Below are 22,881 nucleotides of genomic sequence, written 5' to 3' on the forward strand. Positions count from 1 at the left end.
CCGTCGGTGTCCGACCCGGCGCCTACCATCGACACGCACCTCGACCCACCCGGCTCGTCCCCGCCGCCTGATCCACTTGGAGGCCCGCCCCCATGGCGTCCCCGTCCTCGTCAGCGGACTCGTTCGTCCACCTGCACGTCCACACCGAGTACTCGATGCTGGACGGCGCGGCCAAGGTGGACGACCTGTTCGCCACCGCCGCCGAGATGGGCATGCCCGCCGTCGCGACGACCGACCACGGCTTCGTCTTCGGCGCCTACGACTTCTGGAAGACGGCCAAGAAGCACGGGGTCAAGCCGATCGTCGGCGTCGAGGCGTACCTGACGCCGGGGACGGCGCGCCAGGACAAGACCCGCGTGAAGTGGGGCGACCCCAACGGCCGCTCCGGCGACGACGTGTCCGGGGCCGGGTCGTACACGCACATGACGATGCTGGCCAGCACCACCCGGGGCATGCACAACCTGTTCAAGATGAGCAGCCTGGCCAGCCTGGAGGGCTTCCTCTACAAGCCCCGCATGGACCGCGAGCTGCTCTCGCAGTACGCCGAGGGGCTCATCGCCACCACCGGCTGCCCCTCGGGGGAGGTGCAGACCCGCCTGCGCCTGGGCCAGTACGACGAGGCGCGCCGGGCCGCGGCCGACTACCGCGACATCTTCGGGGCCGAGAACTTCTTCGTCGAGCTCATGGACCACGGCCTGGACATCGAGCGCCGCGTCCAGGACGACCTGCTCAAGCTGGCCAAGGACCTCGACCTGCCCCTGGTGGCGACGAACGACCTGCACTACACGCACGCGCAGGACGCCCGCGCCCACGAGGCGCTGCTGTGCGTGCAGTCCGGCTCGACGCTGGCCGACCCCAAGCGGTTCAAGTTCGACTCCACCGACTTCTACCTCAAGAGCCCGGCCGAGATGCGCCACCTGTGGCGCGACCACCCCGAGGCCTGCGACAACACCCTGCTCATCGCCGAGCGGTGCGAGGTGGGGTTCACCGAGTCCACCGGCGCCTACATGCCGCGCTTCCCCTGCCCACCGGGGGAGGACGAGGAGAGCTGGTTCGTCAAGGAGGTCTGGTCGGGCCTGAACTACCGCTACGGCGGCGCCATCCCCGACGACGTCCGCAAGCAGGCCGACTACGAGATCGAGGTCATCACCTCCAAGGGGTACGCCGGGTACTTCCTCGTCGTCGCCGACTTCATCAACTGGTCCAAGGCCAACGGCATCCGCGTGGGTCCGGGCCGCGGGTCCGGGGCCGGGTCGATGGCGGCGTACGCCATGAAGATCACCGACCTGGACCCGTTGCGCCACGGCCTGTTCTTCGAGCGGTTCCTCAACCCCGAGCGCATGTCGATGCCCGACTTCGACGTCGACTTCGACGAGCGCCGCCGCGGTGAGGTCATCCAGTACGTCGTGGACAAGTACGGCACCGACCGCGTCGCCCAGATCGTCACCTACGGCACGATCAAGGCCAAGCAGGCCGTCAAGGACTCCTCGCGCGTCCTGGGCTTCCCCTTCTCGATGGGCGACCGGATCACCAAGACGATGCCGCCGGCCGTCATGGGCAAGGACATCCCGCTGTCGGGCATCTTCGACCCGAACCACAAGCGGTACTCCGAGGCGGGGGAGTTCCGCGACCTCTACAAGGCCGACCCCGAGGTCGTGAAGGTCGTCGACACCGCGCGCGGCCTGGAGGGCCTGAAGCGGCAGTGGGGCGTGCACGCGGCCGGCGTCATCATGTCCAGCGACCCGCTCATCGACCTCATCCCGATCATGAAGCGCGAGGCCGACGGCGCGATCATCACCCAGTTCGACTACCCGACGTGCGAGACGCTCGGGCTGGTCAAGATGGACTTCCTGGGTCTGCGGAACCTCACGATCCTCGACGACGCGCTGAAGAACGTCGTGGCCAACGGCAAGGAGGAGGTCGACCTCGAGAAGCTCGACCTCGACGACCAGGCCACGTTCGACCTGCTCGGCCGGGGCGACACCCTCGGCGTCTTCCAGTTCGACGGCGGCCCGATGCGCTCGCTGCTGCGCCTCATGCGCCCGGACAACTTCGAGGACATCTCCGCGGTCGGCGCCCTCTACCGCCCCGGCCCGATGGGCGCGGGTTCGCACACCGCGTACGCGCGGCGCAAGAACGGCCAGGAGCCGATCACCCCGATCCACCCCGAGCTCGAGGAACCGCTGAAGGACATCCTCGGCACGACGTACGGCCTGATCGTGTACCAGGAGCAGGTCATGTCGATCGCGCAGAAGGTCGCCGGGTACTCCCTGGGGTCGGCCGACCTGCTGCGCCGGGCGATGGGCAAGAAGAAGCGCGAGGTCCTTGACGCCGAGTTCGTCGGCTTCGAGAAGGGGATGCTGGACAACGGGTTCAGCAAGGAGTGCGTCAAGGCGCTGTGGGACATCCTCGTCCCCTTCTCCGACTACGCCTTCAACAAGGCGCACTCGGCGGCCTACGGCCTCGTCTCCTACTGGACGGCCTACCTCAAGGCCAACTACCCGGCCGAGTACATGGCCGCGGTGCTCACCTCGGTGCGCGACGACAAGGACAAGTCGGCGCTGTACCTCAACGAGTGCCGCCGCATGGGCATCAAGGTGCTGCCCCCGGACGTCAACGAGTCCAGCGCGAACTTCACCGCCGTCGGCACCGACATCCGCTTCGGCCTCACCGCCATCCGCAACGTCGGCGCCAACGTCGTCGAGGCGGTCGTGGAGGCCCGCACCGGCAAGGGCCGCTACGAGTCCTTCCAGGACTTCCTCACCAAGGTGCCGGCGGTGGTGTGCAACAAGCGCACGATCGAGTCGCTCATCAAGGCCGGCGCCTTCGACTCCCTCGGGCACCGGCGCCGGGCCCTGGTGGCCAAGCACGAGGACGCCGTCGACGCCGTCGTGGACGTCAAGCGCAACGAGGCCATCGGCCAGTTCGACCTGTTCGCCGGTCTCGGCGGCGGGGAGGAGGCCCCCGGTGGCGGGTTCGAGGTCGTCATCCCCGACCTGCCGGAGTGGGAGAAGGCCGAGCTGCTCGCCCACGAGCGGCAGATGCTGGGCCTGTACGTCTCCGACCACCCGTTGTTCGGGCTGGAACGGCTGCTGCAGAACGCCTCCGACGTCTCGATCTCGGCGCTGCTGGAGGACGAGTCCCGCCCCGACGGCTCGCAGATCACCATCGCGGGCATGATCACGGGCCTGCAGCGCAAGACGACCAAGCAGGGCAACTACTGGGCGATCGTCACCGTCGAGGACCTCGCCGGGGCCATCGAGTGCCTGTTCTTCCCCCAGAGCTACACCGACGTCGCCCAGTTGCTGGCCGAGGACCTCGTCGTCGTGGTCAAGGGCCGGCTCAACCGGCGCGACGAGGTCCCGACGATCTACGCCTCGGGTCTGACGGTGCCGGACGTCTCCAGCACCGACGGGGTGCCGGTGACGGTGACGCTGCCCACGGCGCGGTGCACCTCCGGTGTCGTCGAGCAGCTCAAGACGGTCCTGGAGACGCACCGGGGCTCCACCGAGGTCCGGTTGCGGCTGACGAGGAACGGGGGCGGCTCGGGCACCCTCATGCGCCTTGACGACTCCCTGCGCGTCACCCCGAGCCCGGCCCTGTTCGGCGACCTGAAGCAGTTGCTCGGCGCCTCGTGCCTGGTGTGAGGCGGTCCCCGGGCGGGGACGGGCCGGGGACCCGCCGGACGGGGTTCGCGCTGCTGTTCGGTCAGGCCGGGGCCGGCCTCGTCGTGGGCGTGCTCTGGTGGGCCCTGACCCGGCGCCCGGCGACCGCGCTCGTCGGTGAACCCGTCGTGACCTCGGCGGCGGTGTACCCGATGGCCCGGGACGGGGTCTTCAGCGTGCTCACGGGCCTGGTGGGCCTGGCCGCCGCCGTGGTCGTCCTGCGCCGGGCCCGGCAGGCTCCGGTGACGGTCTTCGTCGCCGCCCTCGCCGGGGCCCTGACCTCCAGCCTGCTGGCGGCCGGGACGGGCAGCGCCCTGCCGCCGACGGGGCCGGCCGAGGCGGCGCACGTGACGCTCACGGCCTGGGTCGCGGTCCTGGTCCAGCCGTTCGTCGTCTCCGCCGCTGTGGCCCTGGTCACACTGGGTGACGTCCTGGCCCGGTGGGTCCGGACCCCCTGACGCGGGGGTGACTTCACCCGTTCGGTCCCACCGCGCCGAGGTCGCGCCGCAGGTCACACGCTGCGTGACCGCCGGCCGGGCTGCCGGCCGGGACGGCCGCCCAGAACGTCACGGAGGGTGAAATCTGAGCCCGACGACGGGCGAGGGCGGACGGGTGATCGGCGGCGGGCGGCTCAAGGGGATCTGACACGGGCCCGATCCCTACATCGTGACCCCCTCCACGATCGTTACGAAGCCCTCCCGTCGCCTCGTCGCTGCCCTCGGCGTCGTGGCCGCCACCTGCACCTTCCTCGTGACCTCCGGTGCGAGCGCCGACGCCGCCGCCCCCGCCGCCGCCCCCGCCGCCGCCCCCGCAGCCGCCGGGTCCACCACGCGGACCACCAGCGAGGTCGTCGCCAAGGACACCTTCGGCGGTGCCACTCGCGCCGTCGGCAACGCCGAGATCGGTGGCCGCTGGGCGGTGCAGTCCCCCCGCGGCCGCACCGTCACCACGGGCGGTCACGAGCTGACCTTCCCCTCGGTGCCCAAGGGCGCCAGCTTCGCCGCCTCGCTGCCCGCGGTCGCCGCCGCCGACGTCACCGTCACCCACGGGGTCAAGCTCCCGTCCGTGGGCTCGGCCAAGATCGGCCTGTACGAGACCACCGAGCTGCGCCGCCAGTCCGACGGCGACCGCTACGGCACGACCCTGACGGTCGGCGCCCGCGGTGCCCTCACCCTCAGCGCCGACCGCGTCGTCGACGGCCGCTCCACCCAGCTGTCGAAGACCGCCCTGAAGGTCACCGCGCGCTCGGGGGCCTGGCTCAGCGTCGAGACGAAGGTCTCGGGCACCTCCCCGGTCACCGTCCAGGCCCGCGTCTGGACCGCCGGTCAGCCCGTGCCGGACTGGCAGGTCGTGGCCAGGGACTCCAGCGGCTCGGCCGTGAAGAAGGCCGGCGCGGTGGGCGTCAACGGGTACCTCTCCAGCAGCGGCACCCCGACGACCGTGTCCCTCAACAGCTTCCAGGCCGTGGCCACGACCACGACGACGGTGGCCGCGGCCCCCGCGCCGGCGCCGGCGACGACGCCCAAGCCGCGCCCGACGACCCCCACGCCGACCCCCACGGCGACGACGAACCCGCCCAAGCCCGCCCCGCAGCCGAGCGCGTCCGCCACGCCGGGTCTGCCGGCCCTGCAGCGCGTGAGCACCAACGGGTTCGTCCACCCGGGCATCCTCAACGGCACCACGACCCTGGAGGCCGCCCGCGCCGCGGCCCTGGCGGGCGAAGCGCCGCAGAAGCCGGCGTTCGACAAGATGAAGGGCAGCCGCTTCGCCAGCCTGTCCTGGACGCCGCGCCCGACCGCCTACGTCGGCTGCGGTTCGTACAACACCGTCGACGAGGGCTGCACGGCCGAGACCGACGACGCGCAGGCTGCCTACACCCACGCGCTCCTGTGGTACTTCACCGGCGACCAGCGCCACGCCGACAAGGCCAAGCAGATCCTCAACGCCTACTCCGGCACCCTGAAGGACCACAAGTTCGACACCAAGGTCTACAAGAACGGTCTGCTGCAGGCCGGGTGGGCCGGGCAGACGTTCACCAAGGCCGCCGAGCTCATCCGCTACAGCGGTGCCGGCTGGAGCGGTGCGGACGTCGCCCGCTTCGAGACGATGCTCAAGACCGCCTTCCTGCCCCGCGTCATCGACGGCTGGACCTGGACCTCGGCGAACTGGCAGCTCACCATGGCCGAGGCGACGATGAACATCGGCGTGTTCACCAACGACCGCGCGACCTGGGAGAACGGCCTGGGCGACTGGCGCAACCACGTCAAGGGGTCGTTCTACCTGTCCTCCGACGGCAGCAAGCCGAACTTCCCGGCGAACACCATCATGAAGGACAGCAACTACCTCGAGTACTGGTCGAACCCGAAGAAGTACGTCGACGGCCTGGCTGCCGAGACGTGCCGTGACGCGTCCCACACCGCGATGGGCCTGGCCTCCGCGCTGGACGCCGCCGAGACCGCGCGGATCCAGGGGCTGGACCTGTACGGCGAGCAGCGCACCCGCCTGGTCGCGGCCATGGAGTACAACCTGAAGTTCGTCAACGACCCCTCGGCCTCGGGCTGGGTCTGCCCCAAGCCGCTGAACCTCGGCGGCAACGGCTACAAGATGACGTACGCGCTGGGCTACAACGCCTTCGCCACCCGGATGGGCGTGTCCATGCCGCAGACCAAGCGGTTCCTCGGCACGGTCAGCCCGACCGGCAGCGGCATCTTCATGAACTGGGAGACGCTGACGCACTCGGCCGGCTGAGGCCGGACGCAGCACCGGAAGACCAGCGGGGGACACCGCCGACGCCCCGGGACCGACAGGTCCCGGGGCGTCGTGCGTCCGGGCTCCCACCGGGTCCTCACCGGGGCCTCCTGGGGTCCTCACCGGGTTCTCGTGGGGTCCTCGTGGGGTCTTCAGGGGTCGCGACACGCGCGGGCTCGCGCCGGACCCTCCCGCCACCCGCCCGATTGGGCTACCGTCATCACTCCGCGTACAGGGGTGACCGCGGTTGGGGGGACAACTCGATGATCAGACACGCCCGCGGACCGTCGACCGACGGCCTGCGCATCGCTCTGCTCGGGACCCGTGGGGTCCCGGCACGCTACGGGGGCTTCGAGACCTGCGTCGAGGAGGTCGGCTCCCGGCTCGTCGAGCGCGGGCACCGCGTCGTCGTCTACGGCGCCCGGCCCGAACCCGACGGGACCACGGACGGGACCACCACCGGGGCCCCGCACGAGCCGCTGCGCGAGCACCGGGGCATGGAGCTCGTGCCGCTGCCCGCCGTGCGGCGCCGGTCGCTGGAGACCCTCAGCCGGTCGGCGCTGGCCGTCGCCCACCTGGGCGCCGGGCGGCTGCGCTCCCGGCTGGGCCGGCGGGGCGGGGCCGACGTCGACGCCGCGATCGTCTTCAACGCGGCCAACGCGCCCTTCCTGCCGGTCTTGCGCGCCGTCGGGGTCCCCGTGGCCACCCACGTCGACGGCCTGGAGTGGAAGCGGGCCAAGTGGGGACCGGCCGGGCAGGGGTACTACCGCTGGGCCGAGGCGTTCGCCGTGCGCCACTCCGACGCCCTCATCGCCGACGCGCAGGGCATCGCCGACCACTACCGCGCCCGCTTCGACGCCGACACCACGCTCATCCGCTACGGCGCCCCCGTGGTCGAGGGCGGCGGGGACCCGCGGAAGCTGGCGACCCTGGGGCTGACCCCGGGCGGCTACCACCTCGTCGTGGCCCGCTTCGAGCCGGAGAACCACGTCGACGTGATCGTGGAGGGGTACGCCGCCTCCCGGGCGCGCACACCGCTCGTCGTCGTCGGGTCCGCGCCCTACTCCGACGCCTACACCGCCCGCGTGCACGCCCTGGCCGACCACCGCGTGCGGCTCGTGGGCGGGGTCTGGGACCAAGACCTGCTCGACCAGCTCTACGCGGGCGCGACCACCTACCTGCACGGTCACAGCGTCGGCGGGACGAACCCCTCGCTGCTGCGGGCCATCGGCGCCGGCACCGCCGTGGACGCCTTCGACGTCGACTTCAACCGCGAGGTGCTCGGCGCGGCCGGCACCTACTGGCGCACGCCCGCCGACGTGGCGGCCGCCGTGGAGGCGGCCGAGGCCGACGAGGCCCAGGTGCGCGACCGGGGGCGGGCCAGCCGGTTCCGCGCCGCGAGCTACGACTGGGACGACGTCGCCGACGGCTACGAGGACCTGTGCCTGCGGCTGGCGGGCCGGCCCACGCCGGTCCGCCACGCCCGCGAGGCCGCGGTCGTCGACCTCGGAGCGACGTCTCGGGCCCACGCGCGCGACGGCGTCGACCCCGGCGCTCTGGAGCTCGACCTCGACGCCGCGAGCGTCCGGGAGTCCGCCCTGGAACCGCGAGCGCGCTGGAGCAGCCGGTGAACCGCCCGCAGGACCCCCGTCCCCTCCGCCGGTTCCTCACGGCCTCCGGCACGGTCGGGGTCGTGTGCCTGGCCACGCTGGCCGCGTGCTCGGCCCCCGGCAGCACGACGACGGACCTGGGGGCCGGGCAGAGCACCACCGCGCCCTCCACCACCCCGGGCACCACCCCGGGCACCACCCCCGGCACCACCCCGGGCACCACCCCGGACCCCGCGCGGAGCACCGACCCCCCGCCGAGCCCGGGCCCGGCGCCCACCCCGGAGGACGGGCCCGGGCCCGAGGACGCGGCCACCGCCGCCGTCATCGGCACCCGCACCCTGGAGCCGGTGCCGGTGCGCACCCCCGCCCGCTTCAGCGAGGGCCTGACGGTCACGGTGACCTCGGTGCGCGAGACGACGGTCACCGCCGTGAACCCCGGTGAGATCAGCGGCCCGGGCATGGTCGTGCAGCTCACCTTCACCAACGGCTCGCCCGAGCCCGTCGACCTCGACGGGGTCCGCGTCAGCGCGACCCGGGCCGACGGTTCCCCGGCCACGGCGATGGAGGGCCCGCCGTACCAGGCCCCCGCCGGGGTCCTGGACCTCGGGGAGTCCGCCACGGCCACGCTCGTGTACGCGATCCCGCAGGGCACCGCCCGCTCCACGACGCTCGAGATCACCTCGGTGAGCTCGACCGACACCGTCACCGTCGACGTCTGATCCCCGGACCGCCACGAGGGTCGCCGACGAGGCGGCAGCAGGGAGAACCGATGAACAGCCTCGGCGCACGGACGCCGCACCGCGTCCTGCTCGCCGCGCTGGCCGCGCTGGTGGTCGCCCTGGCGGTGACCGTCGGGCCGGTGACCGGCCGCGCGGCCGCGGCCACGGGAACCCCCACCCCCACCCCGACCCCGACCTCGTCGAGCTCGCCGGCCCCGACGAGCTCGGCCACGGCCCCGGCGGTCTCGGCGGACCCGGCCACGGTGACCGCCGACGTCCTGCCCACCGTGCAGATCGACGGCGTCGTGTGGGCGCAGACGACCGTGGGGAACACGGTCTACGTCACCGGCAGGTTCACCAGCGCCCGCCCGGCCGGGGCCGCGGCCGGGACGGGGGAGACCCCGCGCCGCAACATCCTCGCCTACGACCTGGTGAGCGGGAACCTCCTGACGACGTTCAACGCCTCGCTCAACGCCGAGGGCCTGGGCATCACCTCCTCCCCCGACGGGTCCCGCATCTACGTGGTGGGGAACTTCACCCAGGCCAACGGGGACAACCGCTACCGCATCGCCGCCCTCGACGCGCGCACCGGGGCCCTGGTGCCGGGGTTCAACCCGCAGGTCGACTACCGCGCCCGCGCCGTGGTCGCCACCGGCGGCACCGTCTACGTCGGCGGGCAGTTCTCCGTGGCCAACAAGACCGCCCGCAGCCGCCTGGCCGCGTTCTCCGCCGCCACCGGCGCGCTGCTGCCCTGGGCCCCCGCCGCCGACAACGAGGTGTTCGGCCTCGTCGTGCCGGACAGCGGGTCCGTCGTGGCGGCCGGTCGGTTCACCACGCTCAACGGCGCCGACCACTACGGCATGGGGGCGCTGGACCCGGTCACCGGGGCCAGCCGCCCGTGGGCCGCGACCGACGTCGTCCGCAACGGCGGGGCCGACGCGGCGATCTACTCCCTGGCCACCGACGGCACGAACGTCTACGGCACGGGCTACCAGTACAAGTCCTCCGGGGAGGGGAACTTCGAGGGCAGTTTCGCCGCCGACGGGACCACCGGCCGGATCCGCTGGGTCGCCGGCTGCACCGGGGACACCTACTCCGTCGAACCCATCGGCGGGGTCGTCTACACCGTCGGGCACGCGCACGACTGCTCGCCCATCGGCGGCTGGCCGCAGACCGAACCGTGGAGCTACCAGCGGGCCGTCGCCACCACCGTCGAGGCGCGGGGCAAGAACAGCAAGGGGACGTTCGCGGGGAAACCGTCCCCGGGTCTGCTCACCTGGTGGCCCACGCTCGACGTCGGCACGGTCACCGGCCAGGTCCAGGCCGCGTGGTCGGTGACCGGGAACGACCGCTACGTCTCCCTGGGCGGGGAGTTCCCCAAGGTGAACAACGTGCCCCAGCAGGGGATCGTGCGGATGGCCCTGCGCGCGCACGCCCCGAACCTGGAGGGCCCCCGCTACCAGGCCGACTTCGTGCCCGACCTCACCTCCCCGGCCGCCGGGACCGTGCGGGTCGGCTGGCGCACGACGTGGGACCCCGACAACGCCGACCTGCGCTACCGCATCGTGCGCGACGGGCAGACCGAGACCCCCGTGGGCACGGTGACGGCGCGTTCGACGTGGTGGAACCGGCCCACCGCCGAGTTCCTCGACACCGGGCTGGCGCCCGGTTCCACCCACACGTACCGGATCTACGCCGACGACGCCGACGGGAACTCCACGAACTCCACCCTGGGGACCGTGACCGTCGGCGCGGACCCCGACCCCGTGCCCACCACCCTGGCCGCGGACTCCTTCTCCCGCACGGTCTCCGGCGGGTGGGGCGGGGCGAGCCCGGGCGGGTCGTGGAGCCTGGCCGGCGGCAGCTCGAACTTCCGCGTCGCCTCCGGGGCCGGTCAGATGACGTCGGCGTGGAACCGGCTGACCAGCGCCACCCTGGGGTCGGTCCGCGGCACCGGGGCCGACGTGGCGGTGACGACCTGGGCCGACCGGCCGCCGGCGAACGGCGGGGTCGTCGCCACCGCCTACGGCCGCCGCGTCGACGGCGACGACGACTACCGGACGTCGGTGCGCCTGAAGGACGGGCAGGCGGTGAGCCTGACCCTGACGCGCAAGGTCGCCGGCAAGCAGACGGACCTGACGTCCCGAACCCTCCCCGGCCTGGTGGCCTCCCCGGGGGCGAAGGTGCGGGTGCGGACGCAGGTCACCGGGACCAACCCGACGGTGCTGAAGGCCAAGGCGTGGGCGGCCGGGACGCCCGAGCCGGCCGACTGGCAGGTCAGCGCCACCGACGCGACGCCCGCCCTGCAGGTCCCCGGGTCCCCGGCGCTGTCGGCCTACCTGTCCAGCGGTGCGGAGACGACCACGGTCCGCACGTCCTGGGACGACCTGGTCGTCACCGACGGCGGGCAGGGGTGAGCCGGCGGCCCCGGCGCGTCCTGCTCGTCCACCCCGGGGCCGGGTTGTACGGCTCGGACCGGATGCTGCTCGAAGCCGTCCGCGCCGTCGTCGCGGACGGGTCCCGGGCCCTGCTCCTGGTCGGGGAGGACGGGCCGCTGGTGGGTCTGGCCCGGGCCGCCGGGGCCCGCGTCCTCGTGCGGCCCGCGCCGGTGCTGCGCAAGTCGGCGCTGTCGGCGCGGGGGGTGCTCGCGCTGGCGGGGCGGTGCGCGGTGGCTGCCGTCCGGGACGGGGCCCTGCTGCGCCGGCTGCGGCCGGACGTGGTCTACGTCAGCACGCTGACCCTGCCGACGTGGGTGCTGCTGGCCCGCGCGCACGGGGTGCCGGTCCTGTGCCACGTCCACGAGGCCGAGTCCGGGGCCGCCGCGCCCGTGCGGCGGGCGCTGGCCGCCCCGCTGCTGGCCGCCGACCGCCTGCTGGTCAACAGCGAGTACTCCCTGGCCGTCCTGGCGGACTCGTGGCCGGGGCTGGCCGCGCGCGCCGCCGTCCTGCCCAACGGGGTCGCGGGCCCGGCGGCGCCGGTGCCGGCCCGCACCGGTGCCGGACCCCTGCGGCTGCTCTACGTGGGCCGCCTCTCGCGCCGCAAGGGCGTGCTCGTGGCCCTGGACGCCGTCGCCGCCGTCCTGGCCGGCGGGCTGGACGCCCACCTCGACCTCGTCGGCGACGTCTTCGGCGAGCACGCCGGCTTCGCCCGCGAGCTGGAGGACCGGCTGGGCGCGGAGGTGTTCGCGGGCCGGGTCACCCGCCACGGCTTCGACCCCGACGTGTTCGCCCACCTGGCCCGCGCGGACGTCCTGCTGGTGCCGTCGGTGCTGCCCGAACCCTTCGGCAACACGGCCGTGGAGGGGGTGCTCGCCGGCCGCCCGGTCCTGGTCAGCGACGTCGGGGGGCTGCCCGAGGCCGTGGCCGGGGTGCCCAGCGCCCGCCTCGTGCCGGCGGGGGACGCCCCGGCCCTGGCCCGCGCGGTGGTGCAGGTGGCCGCCGACCTGGCCGAGCTGCGCGCGAGCGCCGCGGCGCAGGCACCGGTCGCGGCGGCCCGGTTCGCCCCCGAGCGCTACCGGGCCGGGCTCGTCGCGGGCCTGGAGCAGACGCTGCCCGTGGGGGCCCGGTGAGCCCGGTGAGCCCGGTGAGCCCGGTGCCCGGGGCGGGCGGGCTGGGGGTCGTGGTGGTGAACTACGGCGACCCGTCCGTGCTCGAGCACCACCTGCTGCGGCACGACCTGACCGCGGTGGCCCGCGTCGTCGTGGTCGACAACTTCTCCACCGCCGCCCACCGGGACGCGGTGGCCGCGCTGTGCCGGCGCCGGGGGCTGGACGCGGTCCTGCTGCCGCGCAACGACGGCTTCGGGGCCGGGGTCAACGCCGGGGCCGCGCACGCGCTGGCCGCCGGCTGCCGGGCCCTGCTGCTGGTGAACCCGGACCTGCGGCTGGAACCGGCGGTCGCGGCGGCCCTGCACGCGGAGGTGCGGGCCCACCCGGACCGGCTCGTGGCCCCCCGCATCGTCCGCGAGGACGGCCGGCGCTGGTTCGACGGGGCGCAGGTCTCGCTGCGCACCGGCCGCACCGGGCGCACGGGCCGGCTCACCGGGCCGGACCTGGTGCCGTGGCTGACCGGGGCGTGCCTGGCGGTGCACCGCGACCTGTGGGAGGCCGTCGGCGGGTTCGCCCCGGAGTACTTCCTGTACTGGGAGGACGTCGACCTCAGCCTGCGCGTGCAGCGCCGCGGCGGGCGGCTGCTCGTGCGCGAGGACCTGCTCGCCGTGCACGCCGTCGGCGGCACCCAGGCCGGGGCGGGCAAGTCCCCGGCCTACGTGCGCTTCCACTGCCGCAACCGGTTGCTGTTCGCCCGCCGCAACCTCGGTGCGCGGGCGGCGGCCCGGCAGGCGCTGGGGGCCCCGCGCTACGCGGCCGAGGTGCTGCGCCGCGACGGGTGGCGCCGCCTGCTGGTCGACCGCGCCCCGCTGCGCGCGGCGGTGCGCGGCACGCTGGCGGGGTGGGTGGTCGCGTTCAGCCCCCGACGCCCACCGGTGCCCGGTGCGGCGCGCGCTGCGGCGGACGCTGGGGCAGCCCCGGTGCGCGCACGGGCCGGGGCCGGCCACCGCGGCTGAGGCGCCCGGGAGCCCCGGACCGGGGCACCAGGGCCAGCGCCAGGGCCAGGGCGGTCTCGGGCAGGTCGGAGTACATGGGGCCGACGGCCAGGTTCCACAGCGCCCGCAGCCCCAGCAGCACCACCAGCGCCGAGGCGGTCCCGGCGGCCACCCGCGTCAGCAGCGCGTGCACCAGCAGGGCGCCCAGCAGGAGGGTGAGGGCGACCCCGACCCAGCCGAAGCTCGACCAGGCGTCGGCGACCGTGGAGTGCAGCCGGAACTGCCCGCCGAACATGTAGTTGTCGACGTAGCCGTTCTCGGGCCCGATGCCGACCGTGGCCAGCCCCTGCCGGGCCACGACGACGTCGTGCGGGGTCGGGACGGCGCCGGGGCCGAACCCGGCGGGGGAGTCCTGCACCAGCCGCCAGGTGCCCGCCCACTCCGGTCGCCCCCCGGCCAGCAGGGACCCCGCCGCCCGCACCTGGGCCTGCGAGCGCAGCTGCAGCTCCCGGCCCAGGACCCCGGACAGCAGGAGCTGCTCGGCGGCCCGGTAGAGCACGAACCCCGCCACCGCCACCAGCGCGCCCGTGGCCAGCCACGGGGCCACCGGGGCCCGGCGCGGCCGCCGGCGCACCCGACGGCCGGCGCGCAGGAGCTGCCAGCCGACGACGACCGCGGTCAGGACGGTGAAGCCGAAGAAGCTGCGGTAGTCGCGCGCGATGCTGACCGCCCCCAGACCGGCCAGCGCGACCAGCACCGCGACCGACCCCGCGGGCCCGGGCACGCGCTGGGCCAGGGCCAGGACGAGGAGGGTCACCGGCAGCGCGAGCTGGTACTTCCAGGCGTTGGCCGAGGCGGCCACGTGCGGGGCGGCGGCCAGCAGCGCCCCCGCCCCGTAGCTCAGGGCGAGGGTCTCCACCCGCAGCACGTCCCGGCACCACAGCACGAACCCGATGCCCAGGACGACGGTCAGCGTGCGGGTGCAGGTGGCGACCGCGTAGCGCGCCTCGACGTCGTGGGCGCCGGGCAGCAGGAGCAGGACCAGGCCGGCGCCGACCGCGGCCGGGGCCAGCAGCAGCAGGGGCCGGGCCCCGGGGAAGCGGTGCAGCGAGGCGGCCCAGACCGGCAGCAACCCCGCCACGACGACACCGGCGGTGGGCAGGACGTCGCCCAGCGTCACGTCGGCCCCGAGCACCGCCACCCCCACGACCGCGACGACGCGCAGGACGAGCAGGTCCCGGTCGCTGCGGGCGCTGCGCCCCGGGGCGCCCGTGCGGTCCGAGGCCCGCCACCAGTGCAGCAGCGTCGCGGGGTGGACCCCGGCGAGGGCGCCGACGTGCCGGCAGGCCTGGCGCGTCGTGGCCCCGCCGTCCAGCTCGGCGCGCACCTGGCGCAGCAGGTGCGCCTGCGCACCCCCGGCCGTCCTCACCGGTGCCTCACGGCCGTCCTCACCAGTGCCTCACCGGCGCCCGGAGCGGACCCGGGGGCGTTCGGGCGTGGCGCCGCCGTCCTGGGCGCCGGGCGGGTCCAGGCGCAGGGTGGGGGTCGCCAGGTCCCCGGCGCGGACGCGACCGCGCCCGGGGCGGGCCCCGCGCCGCGAGGGCCGCCGCCGGGAGTGGTCCAGGACGACGCCCAGGACGGTGGCCCGCACCATCTCCAGGTCCCGCAGCGCGTCGGCCAGCTGGCGCCGGCTCGTGGCCGGGCTCTCCACGAGCAGGGCCACCCCGTCGACGCGGGCGGCGAGCACCGCGGCGTCGGTGGCGGCCAGGACGGGCGGGGCGGTGATGAGGACGACGTCGAACTGCGTCCGCAGGTCCCGCAGGATGCGTTGCAGCGCAGCGGACCCGACGAGCTCGTCGGTGTTCTGGTCCAGCGCCTGGTCCTCGCGCAGCGACCCGGCGGGCAGCACGGCCGGGCCGTCCAGCCCGCCGCGCCGCACCGCGGCCGCCACGGGCAGCCCGTCGAGCAGGACGTCGGCCAGCCCCGGCCCCGGCACCAGGCCCAGGGTGCGGGCCAGCACCGGGGTGCGCAGGTCCGCCTCCAGCAGCAGCACCCGCGTCTCGTGGTCGGCCATCGCCCGGGCCAGCTCCAGCGCCAGGTCCGGGGCGCCCTCACCGGCGGCCGAGACGAGGACGACCTGCTGGGACGTGCCCTCGGCGGCCAGGAAGCGCAGGTTGGCCCGCAGCCGCCGGACGGCCCGGGTGCGGTCCCCGCGCGCGGCCACCCGTCCCGTGCCCCGGCCTCCCGCGCGACCGCGCCGCACCGCGTCCCGGGCCGGCACGGCGGCCAGGACGGGCACGTCGCTGACGTCCAGGACGTCGTCGGCGTCCCGGACGCGGGTGTCGAGCACCTCGCGCGTCACGACCAGGGCCACCACGAGCAGCAGCCCCAGGACGGCCCCGATCCCGGCGTCCAGGCGCCGGTCGGGGGAGAACGGGGCCGCCGGGGCCGTCGCGGGCGTCACGGTGGTGACCTCGATGGCGGTGGTCCCGCGCGGGGTCAGGGACTCGGTGGCGTCGGCGAGCCCGTCCCCGACGGCGTTGGCGATCGCGGCGGCCCGCTGCCCGCTGCCGGCCACCGCGGTGATGTCGATGAGGACGGTGTCCTGCTGGGACTGCACGTCGACCCGGTCGGCGAGGTCCTCGGCGGTGGTCTCCAGGCCGAGCTGGTCGACGACCGGCTGCAGGACCGTCGGGGTGGTGGCCAGCCGGACGTAGGACTGCACCAGGCTGCGCGTGTAGGACGACCCCTGGGCCAGCTCACCGATCGACTGGCCCTGACCGGGGGACAGGAAGACGCTCGCCGTGGCCCGGTACTGCGGGTCGGTGCGGAAGCTGGCGCCGTAGCCGAGCGCACCGCCGAGGGCGAAGCACAGCAGCAGGGCCAGCCAGGACCGTCGCAGCAGCGCCAGGTAGGCGAACAGGTCCACGGATCCCCCTCCTCGGGCGTTGCCCTCCGGAGTCGGGCGACTGCAAATATAGGTGCCTCACCCCCCGAGAGGAGCACACCCGGTGAGGAGTGTTCTCCGTGCGGTCAGGACGCGCACGGGCACGACCGGCAGGACGGACGCGGCCACGTGGCGCTCGGTGGGCCGCAGCGCCGGCACCAAGCTCCTCGTCCTGGGCGTCTCCGGCCTCGTCTCGATCGTGTCCATCCGGCTCGTCCTGGAGCACTTCGGCGTCGAGGCCTACGCCCAGTACGGCCTGCTCGTCTCGATGGCCGCGCTGCTGCCGTTCGCCGACCTCGGCATGGGCGCCGCCGTCCTGACCAGCGTCGCCGGGTCGGTCGACCCGACCCGCGACGAGCACGTCCGGCGCACCCTCGTCGGCGTCTTCCGCGTCGTCGCGCTCTCCGGGGCGGCCCTGGTCGCGGTCGGGGTCGGCCTGACCCTCGCCGGCGGCTGGCCGGTGCTGCTGGGCGACGGGCTGCAACCGGGGTCCGGGCCCGTGGCCGCCCTGGCCTGCCTGGTCCTGTTCTGCCTCACGCTGCCGCTGGCGGTGGGCCAGCGCATCCTCACGGCCCTGGGCCGCAACCACGTCCGCATCCTCGTCCAGGGGCTCGCCTCCCCGATCTTCGCGACCACCGTCGCCGTCCTCGTCCTGACCGGCGGGCACGGCGGCGGCTACCTCGCGGCGTTCTCCTACGCCGGGGCCGCCGCCATCGCCGCCCTCGGCTCCGTCCTGGCCTTCCGCGCCCTGCCCGGTCTGGCCGGCGGCGTCCTGCGCGACGTCTGGCGCGTGCGGGCCGTGCGCGGCGCGCCGGTCCTGGGCGTCGCCGGCCCCTGGCTCGTCCTCACCCTGGCCCTGCCGCTGGCGATGCAGACCGACCGCCTGCTGCTGAGCCACCTCGCCACCGCCACCGACCTCGCCGAGTACGGGCTGGGGTTCTCGCTGTTCTCCCTGCTCTCGCAGACGGTCAGCGCCGCCGGCGTCGCCCTGTGGCCCGTGTTCGCCCGGGCCCGCACCACCGGCGACGTGCGGTCCCCGTTCGGGATGGCCACCGCGTTCGGCGCCGCCGCGGCGCTCGCGGCCCTCGTCCTGGCGCTGCTGCTGCCGTGGGTCGTGCCGCTCGTCAGCGGTGGGGCCGTCCACCTCGACGGCCGGCTCACCGGGGCGCTGGTGGCCCTCGTCGTGGTGCAGGCCGCGAACTACCCCCTCGGCATGTACATGACCGACGCCGCGGGCCTGCGCTTCCAGGTGCCGCCCGTGCTGCTCATGGTCCCCCTGAACCTGGGTCTGTCCTGGTGGCTGACCCTGCAGATCGGGGCCGCCGGTCCGGTCGTGGGCTCGGCCGTCGCCGTCGCGCTGTGCCAGTTCGCGCCGGGGGTGTGGTTCGTCCGCCGGGACCTGCGGCGGCGGGCGCGGGAGGCCGGCCGGGTCGCCGTCGGGTGAGCGGCCCGGGCACGATGGACCGGTGCGGACCACGGACGCGGAGCTGACGGTCGGGCCGGTGGCGGGCCACGACGCCGAACGCACCGCCGCCGGTCTGTGGGCCCGCGCGACCGCGGTGCGCGACGGGCTGCCCGTCGCGGCCCCGGTGCAGGAGGAGCTGGCCGGCATCCGGCGCACGCTCACCGGGGACGGTGCCTCGCTGCACCTGGCGCGTCGCGGCCCGGACGCCGTCGGCTTCTGCCTCCTCATCACCCGGGGACGGTCCCTGGAGGTCCGGTACCTGGCCACCGACCCCGACGTCTGGGGCTGCGGGGCGGGGCGGGGCGGGCGTTGCTGGACCACGTGCAGGAGCACGCCCACCGGGCCGGGGTCCGACGCGGGGAGCTGTGGGTCATCGTCGACAACGCACGGGCGGTCGGCGTCTACGAGCGGGCGGGGTGGACCGCCACCGGTGACGTCGAGGTGCGCGGCTCGGCCGGGCGAGCCGAACGCCGGTTCGTCCGGGGTTTCGGCTGAGCGCGGCCCCGTGACGTTCCGGAGCTCGACGGGCGGGACACGTCCCCCCGGTGCGCGGCGGGGTGAGCACCCGTGACCCCCCGGCGTCCGCAACGGCTCGTGCCGGTCCTCGGCCTGTCGACGGGCACCGTGCTGGTGCTGACGTGCCTCACCGCCCACCTGCTCAGCCGGCAACCACCGACGAGCGCGTTCCGGGTGCTCTGGGCCCTCGTCGGTCTCGGCGGGGTGGTGCTCGCCGTCCTCAGCGCCCGGCTGCTGAGGGTCGGCCGCCGAACCGACGGCGGCTGAACGTCCTGCGGCGCAACGCGAACGGGTTTCCGTCCGGTTCGGACGGCGGGTGCGGGGATCGGGAACCGGTGGTCCCCGCCACGTCCGTCAGCGCCGAACCCGCCGGTGGTCGCGCCGTCCTCCGCCGGGCCTCACCGGCGACGTGTCAGGAGCGCGACGAGAACACCGACGATGACGACCAGGACCACGACCACCATGACGACGAGGGTCATCGGCGAGTCCGCGAGCACGGGTTCCTCCTCTGCGACGACGAGTCCGGATCCTCCCAGACCGGCGGGCGCGGGACCCTCACCGCCCCCGCGCCCCGGCGGTGAACTCCACGACCTCGTCCAGCGGCCCGGACCAGCGGCTGCGTTCGGTGAAGCCGGCGCGCGCGAGGACCTCGTCGTCGGCGGCGACGGTCGCGTCTCCCGGGCGGCGCACGACCCAGACGGTGTCGTGGGCGGCCAGGTCGGCCGCGGCCAGCGGGCGCGACCGGCCGGTGAGGTCCCCGGCCGCTGCGGGCGTCCGCGTCAGCGTCAGGTCGTCCAGCCCGGCGAAGCAGCGCGGGTAGGCCACCGAGATGTTCCGCGTCGTGAGCGTCACCGTGCCGTCCACGGGGGGCCGTCGAGCGCCGAAGTAGACGGCGTCACCGGGGGAGGCGTGGCGGCACAGGTGGTCGGCGACCTGGGCCCAGTCCGAGGAGCTCTTGGCGTGCGGGGTGCGCTGGGAGACGAGCACGGGCAGGGCGAGCAGCGCGGCCAGGCCGGCTAGGAGCAGCCGCGGCCGGCGGGGCAGGGTCGCGAGGGTGCAGGCCGTGAGCACCGCGAGGGCGGGGGCGCAGAACGCGAAGTACCGCGGGTTGTGCAGCGGGCCTGCCGTGGCCGGTGCCAGGAGCGCGGCGAGGGCGACGAGCCCGGAGGGCAGCAGCAGCCAGGGCAGGCACCACACCGCCACCGCCGGGCGGCGCCCGGTGGCGTCCCGGCGCAGCGCGGGCAGCACGAGGGCCCAGCCGAGCACGGCCAGGGCCACCGCCGCCGGCTGCCACCAGGACCAGCCGCCGGCGCCGGACCCGGTCGTCGGGGTCTCCCCGAGGAAGAACTGGTCCACCACGAGCCGGCGCGCCAGCGTGACCGGACCGGGGGAGGACCCGCCGAGCTGCCCGCCCTGCCCGCGCACCAGCACCACGACGGGGGAGGCGAGCAGGAGGCCGGCCCCGGCCGCCACCGCCCAGGGGACCCGGCGCCGGACCGGGACTTCGCGCAGGAGCGCGACGGTGACGGCGTGGGCGGCCAGCAGGAGCACCAGGTAGACGTTCAGCACGACCGCGCTCGCCGCGGTGAGCGCGTACCCGGCCCACCACCGGCGCGCCGGGGGGCCCGGTGGGCCCGGTGGGGTGGCCAGGGCCCGCACGAGCAGGACGGTGCACCACACGGCCAGCGCGGTGGCCGCCGCGGTGGAACGCGCCTCCGTCCCCGACCAGGCGGTGCGCGGCAGCAGGGTGAACGCGGCCGCGGCCAGCACGGCGGTGGAGGTGCCGCCCGCGAGGCGACGGGTCAGGACGAGCACGCCGACGGCCGCGAGGCCCACGGCCACGGCGCTCGGCAGCCGCAGCGCGAACGGGGAGGTGCCGGCCAGGTCCGTCCAGACGTGCAGGGCGGCGTAGTAGAGGCCGTGCACGGCGTCGAGCTCCTGCAGCATCCGCCACAGCTGCGCGGGGGTGCGCCGGGCGGCGCTGATCGTGGCGGCCTCGTCGGTCCACAGCGAGGGCCGCCACGCGCCGAGGGAGACGGCCATGGTCGCGAGGACCCCGACCAGGGGCAGCAGGACGGCGTCGGGCGGGGTCCGCCGCGCGGTGGCCGGGGCCGCCTCGACCGCGGGGGCGCTCATGCCCCGCCGACGCCGGCGCCGACGGGCCGGGCGTGGTGGGCGCGGTGGTCGCCGGCCGCCCGGCCCACGGCCCGGTGGTAGACGTCGGCGTGGGCGCGCCCGACGACGTCCCACCCGCGCGCGGACAGGTCGGGGTGGTCGGCCCGCGTCCCGGTGCGCGCGTCGGCGCGCACGGCGGCCAGGGCGGCCTGCAGGTGGGCCGGGGACAGGGGGCCGGTGAAGGTGTGCACCCAGCCGGGGCCGACCTCGGCCGCCAGCTCGGCCGCGGCCGGTCCCGCGGGCAGCAGGACGGGCCGGTCCAGGGACAGGGCCAGCAGCTGCGCCCCCGACCCCCCGCGCGGGGCGTAGGGCAGGACGACGAGCTCGGCCGCCGTCACGGCGCGCACGAGCTCGGCGTCCCCGACGTGGTGCAGGTCGGCCCGGACCCGGTCGTCCCCGGCCGCGGCCGCCCGCACCCGCCCGGCCAGGGCCGCGTCCGGTGCCGCGCCCAGGACGTGCAGGCTGTGCTCGCCGGGCAGGGCGGTGAACGCCGCCAGCAGCGCCTCCACCTGCTTGTAGGGGCGCAGCAGGCCGGGGTGGACCAGGCGGCCGGGCACCGGGGCGCGGTGCTCGTGCCCCGCGTACTGCCCGCGGTAGTGCCCGTGCGGGACGACGACGGCGGTGGAGCCCGGGCACACGGTCCCCACGGTCCGCGCGCTCAGGTGCACCGTCACCGTCGTCGCCGCGTCCAGGCGGGCCAGCAGGAACCGCTCGAGGCGGCCGCCGTCCTCGTGCGGGCTCGGGTTGTGCACGGTGCGCACCAGCGGGGTCCGCCGCAGCGCCAACCGGGCCAGGAGCAGACCGGTCGCCGCGGCGCGGGCCGCGCGCCCGCCGCGCCGGTGGCTGCGCAGCAGCAGCTCGGGCCAGTGCACGTGCAGGACGTCGTAGCGCCCCAGCAGAGCCGTGCGCCAGGAGAACGTCCGCACGTCCACCCCGCGCTCACCGCCGGCCGGCAACGATTCCAGCAGGGCGGCCAGGTAGGGGTTCGAGGTGGGCCGGGGGGTGCGGAACGACTGCAGGACCACGGGTCGGCCAGGTCCCACGGGGATCAGCCGTTCGTCTCGATGAACTGCCGCAGCAGCGTCGAGGTCGTGCCGTGCGTGTAGGGGAAGTAGACGACCCGGGCCCCGACGGCGGCCATGCTCGCCTCCAGCACCGCGCCCTTGGCGGTCCCGCGCCAGTCGTCGCCCTTGAACAGGACGTCGAAGTGCAGCCGCTGCCACATGGGCATCTTGTCGCTGGTGCAGTCGTCGACGACGACGCGGTCCACCACGCTCAGGCTGCGCAGGATCTCCAGGCGCTCGACCAGCGGGATGACCGGGCGCCGGCCCTTCGTGGCGGCCAGCACCTCGTCGGTGACGGCGCCCACGACGAGGACGTCGCACGAGCGCCGGGCCCGCCGCAGGATGTTCAGGTGCCCGACGTGGAACAGGTCCCAGGCCCCGGGGACGTACCCGGTGGTGGTGCCCTCGGCCCCGCCGGTACCGCCCGGCCCGCCCGCACCGCTCGTGCGCAGGTCCACGGTCCGGTCGGCGTGCACCCCGGGGCCCCGGTCGCCGGGGACGGGGGCCGGGCCCGTCACGACGGGCCCCGGTCGAGGGCGCGGACCTGCCGGAACCAGGCCACCATCGAGGCCCCGGTGACCAGGGTGAAGGCGACCGCGAGCGCGCCGTAGGCCCAGCCGAAGACGACGGGCAGACCGGACAGGACGGTCAGCAGGCACAGGACGCCGTAGTCGACGGGCACCGAGGCCAGCGACCGCAGCGTGGAGTGCTGGCGCGCCTCCCCGGCGGCGACCGTGGCCTGCCCGTCGCGGGTCCCGGCGCGCCGGCGCAGGTGGTCGTTGAGGATGATCGTGAAGAACCAGGTGCTGGCCACGGCGCTGAACAGCAGCGGCAGCAGCAGCCACGCCTGCGGCCGCGGCTCCCAGCCCCGGTAGGCGGCGACGAGGACGGCCAGGTGGATCGTGGCGGTCTTGGCCGCGTCGACCACGTGGTCCAGCCACTCCCCGGCGACGGACCCGCCGCCGCGCAGCCGGGCGAGCTGGCCGTCGGCGGCGTCCAGGGCGTACCCCAGGACGAGCAGCGCCGCCACGACCGGGCCGGTCCACCAGGCCGGCGGCAGCAGCGCCAGCGCGCCGATGCCGGCGGCGGTGCTCAGCCCGGAGGCGACCGTCACCTGGTTCGGCGTGGCGCCGGCGACGTGGGCGGCGGCGGCCAGGCGGCGCCCGAGGGGGCGGTTGACGAAGCGGGAGTAGGCCGGGGCGCCGCGGGCGCTCTTCTGCGCGCCCGACAGCCGCAGCACCGCCTCGCCGTAGCGTGGGCGTTGCGCGGTCCCGTCCTGGGGCCGGGTGTCCTCCCGGGTCAAGCCTCCGGCGCTCACGTGCGGTCCCCCCCGGGTCCTCGTGGTACGTGTGGTCCAGCTCGCTGTTCTGGTCACGCTGCGTGCGCGTCTTGCTAGAAATGTAGGTCACGGAGCGTCCCCACCGCGTGAG

General features: G+C 75.4%; 17 protein-coding genes. 11 read left to right on the forward strand and 6 right to left on the reverse strand.

The genetic code is table 11. The features are described 5' to 3' along the window. Window positions 1-92: 92 nt before the first annotated feature. The 8 genes from dnaE (at window position 93) to AB2L27_RS04880 (ending at window position 13,305) form a co-directional block, all read left to right on the forward strand. Window positions 93-3,647: a DNA polymerase III subunit alpha gene (gene dnaE, locus AB2L27_RS04845; protein ID WP_370440338.1), complete on the forward strand. Its 3,555-nt coding sequence runs from the start codon at window positions 93-95 to the stop codon at window positions 3,645-3,647. Further along, entirely contained in the window at window positions 3,644-4,123 is a 480-nt protein-coding gene (locus tag AB2L27_RS04850; RefSeq protein ID WP_370440339.1) for a hypothetical protein, read from the forward strand. Before dnaE ends, AB2L27_RS04850 begins: the two co-directional genes overlap by 4 nt. A 208-nt stretch (window positions 4,124-4,331) precedes the next feature. After that, on the forward strand, window positions 4,332-6,413 hold the full coding sequence (locus AB2L27_RS04855; RefSeq protein ID WP_370440340.1) for an alginate lyase family protein: 2,082 nt from the start codon (window positions 4,332-4,334) through the stop codon (window positions 6,411-6,413). Window positions 6,414-6,676: 263 nt separating this feature from the next. Beyond that, complete coding sequence (locus tag AB2L27_RS04860; RefSeq protein WP_370440341.1) at window positions 6,677-8,044, forward strand: DUF1972 domain-containing protein; 1,368 nt, start codon at window positions 6,677-6,679, stop codon at window positions 8,042-8,044. Next, a complete protein-coding gene (locus AB2L27_RS04865) occupies window positions 8,041-8,742 on the forward strand; it encodes a hypothetical protein (RefSeq protein WP_370440342.1) in 702 nt (233 codons plus the stop codon). Before AB2L27_RS04860 ends, AB2L27_RS04865 begins: the two co-directional genes overlap by 4 nt. 50 nt (window positions 8,743-8,792) lie before the next feature. Further along, window positions 8,793-11,159, forward strand: coding sequence for a PQQ-binding-like beta-propeller repeat protein (locus AB2L27_RS04870; protein WP_370440343.1), 2,367 nt, complete (start codon window positions 8,793-8,795; stop codon window positions 11,157-11,159). Beyond that, entirely contained in the window at window positions 11,156-12,310 is a 1,155-nt protein-coding gene (locus tag AB2L27_RS04875; protein WP_370440344.1) for a glycosyltransferase family 4 protein, read from the forward strand. Before AB2L27_RS04870 ends, AB2L27_RS04875 begins: the two co-directional genes overlap by 4 nt. Then, a complete protein-coding gene (locus AB2L27_RS04880) occupies window positions 12,307-13,305 on the forward strand; it encodes a glycosyltransferase (protein ID WP_370440345.1) in 999 nt (332 codons plus the stop codon). Before AB2L27_RS04875 ends, AB2L27_RS04880 begins: the two co-directional genes overlap by 4 nt. Here AB2L27_RS04880 and AB2L27_RS04885 read toward each other — a convergent pair. Further along, window positions 13,205-14,713, reverse strand: a complete 1,509-nt coding sequence (locus tag AB2L27_RS04885) for a hypothetical protein (protein WP_370440346.1) — start codon at window positions 14,711-14,713, stop codon at window positions 13,205-13,207. The two genes, AB2L27_RS04880 and AB2L27_RS04885, sit on opposite strands and share 101 nt — an antisense overlap. 30 nt (window positions 14,714-14,743) lie before the next feature. Next, window positions 14,744-16,213 (reverse strand): tyrosine-protein kinase domain-containing protein, encoded by a 1,470-nt coding sequence (locus AB2L27_RS04890; RefSeq protein ID WP_370440347.1) that lies wholly within the window; start codon window positions 16,211-16,213, stop codon window positions 14,744-14,746. 157 nt (window positions 16,214-16,370) lie between these two features. Here AB2L27_RS04890 and AB2L27_RS04895 point away from each other — a divergent pair, with 157 nt between their 5' ends. The 3 genes from AB2L27_RS04895 to AB2L27_RS04905 all read left to right on the forward strand — a co-directional run bounded on the left by AB2L27_RS04895 (window position 16,371) and on the right by AB2L27_RS04905 (window position 18,479). After that, window positions 16,371-17,675 carry a lipopolysaccharide biosynthesis protein gene (locus tag AB2L27_RS04895; protein ID WP_370440348.1) on the forward strand — a complete coding sequence of 435 codons (1,305 nt, stop codon included), beginning with the start codon at window positions 16,371-16,373 and terminating at the stop codon, window positions 17,673-17,675. A gap of 96 nt (window positions 17,676-17,771) precedes the next feature. Next, entirely contained in the window at window positions 17,772-18,191 is a 420-nt protein-coding gene (locus AB2L27_RS04900) for a GNAT family N-acetyltransferase (RefSeq protein WP_370440349.1), read from the forward strand. A gap of 72 nt (window positions 18,192-18,263) precedes the next feature. Continuing rightward, window positions 18,264-18,479 carry a hypothetical protein gene (locus AB2L27_RS04905; RefSeq protein WP_370440350.1) on the forward strand — a complete coding sequence of 72 codons (216 nt, stop codon included), beginning with the start codon at window positions 18,264-18,266 and terminating at the stop codon, window positions 18,477-18,479. A 288-nt stretch (window positions 18,480-18,767) separates the two neighbouring features. Here AB2L27_RS04905 and AB2L27_RS04910 read toward each other — a convergent pair whose 3' ends face one another. The 4 genes from AB2L27_RS04910 to AB2L27_RS04925 all read right to left on the reverse strand — a co-directional run bounded on the left by AB2L27_RS04910 (window position 18,768) and on the right by AB2L27_RS04925 (window position 22,769). Further along, window positions 18,768-20,348 (reverse strand): glycosyltransferase family 39 protein, encoded by a 1,581-nt coding sequence (locus AB2L27_RS04910; RefSeq protein WP_370440351.1) that lies wholly within the window; start codon window positions 20,346-20,348, stop codon window positions 18,768-18,770. Beyond that, window positions 20,345-21,430 (reverse strand): glycosyltransferase family protein, encoded by a 1,086-nt coding sequence (locus AB2L27_RS04915; protein ID WP_370440352.1) that lies wholly within the window; start codon window positions 21,428-21,430, stop codon window positions 20,345-20,347. The genes AB2L27_RS04910 and AB2L27_RS04915 overlap by 4 nt, the downstream gene beginning before the upstream one ends. A gap of 5 nt (window positions 21,431-21,435) precedes the next feature. Next, the gene (locus tag AB2L27_RS04920) at window positions 21,436-21,903 is read right to left on the reverse strand and encodes an FAD synthase family protein (protein ID WP_370440414.1); all 468 of its coding nucleotides are present in this window, start codon (window positions 21,901-21,903) and stop codon (window positions 21,436-21,438) included. A gap of 62 nt (window positions 21,904-21,965) precedes the next feature. Then, on the reverse strand, window positions 21,966-22,769 hold the full coding sequence (locus AB2L27_RS04925; protein ID WP_370440353.1) for a CDP-alcohol phosphatidyltransferase family protein: 804 nt from the start codon (window positions 22,767-22,769) through the stop codon (window positions 21,966-21,968). Window positions 22,770-22,881: the final 112 nt, after the last annotated feature.

It is taken from the genome of Kineococcus halophytocola, assembly GCF_041276425.1.
GTDB lineage: Bacteria > Actinomycetota > Actinomycetes > Actinomycetales > Kineococcaceae > Kineococcus > Kineococcus halophytocola.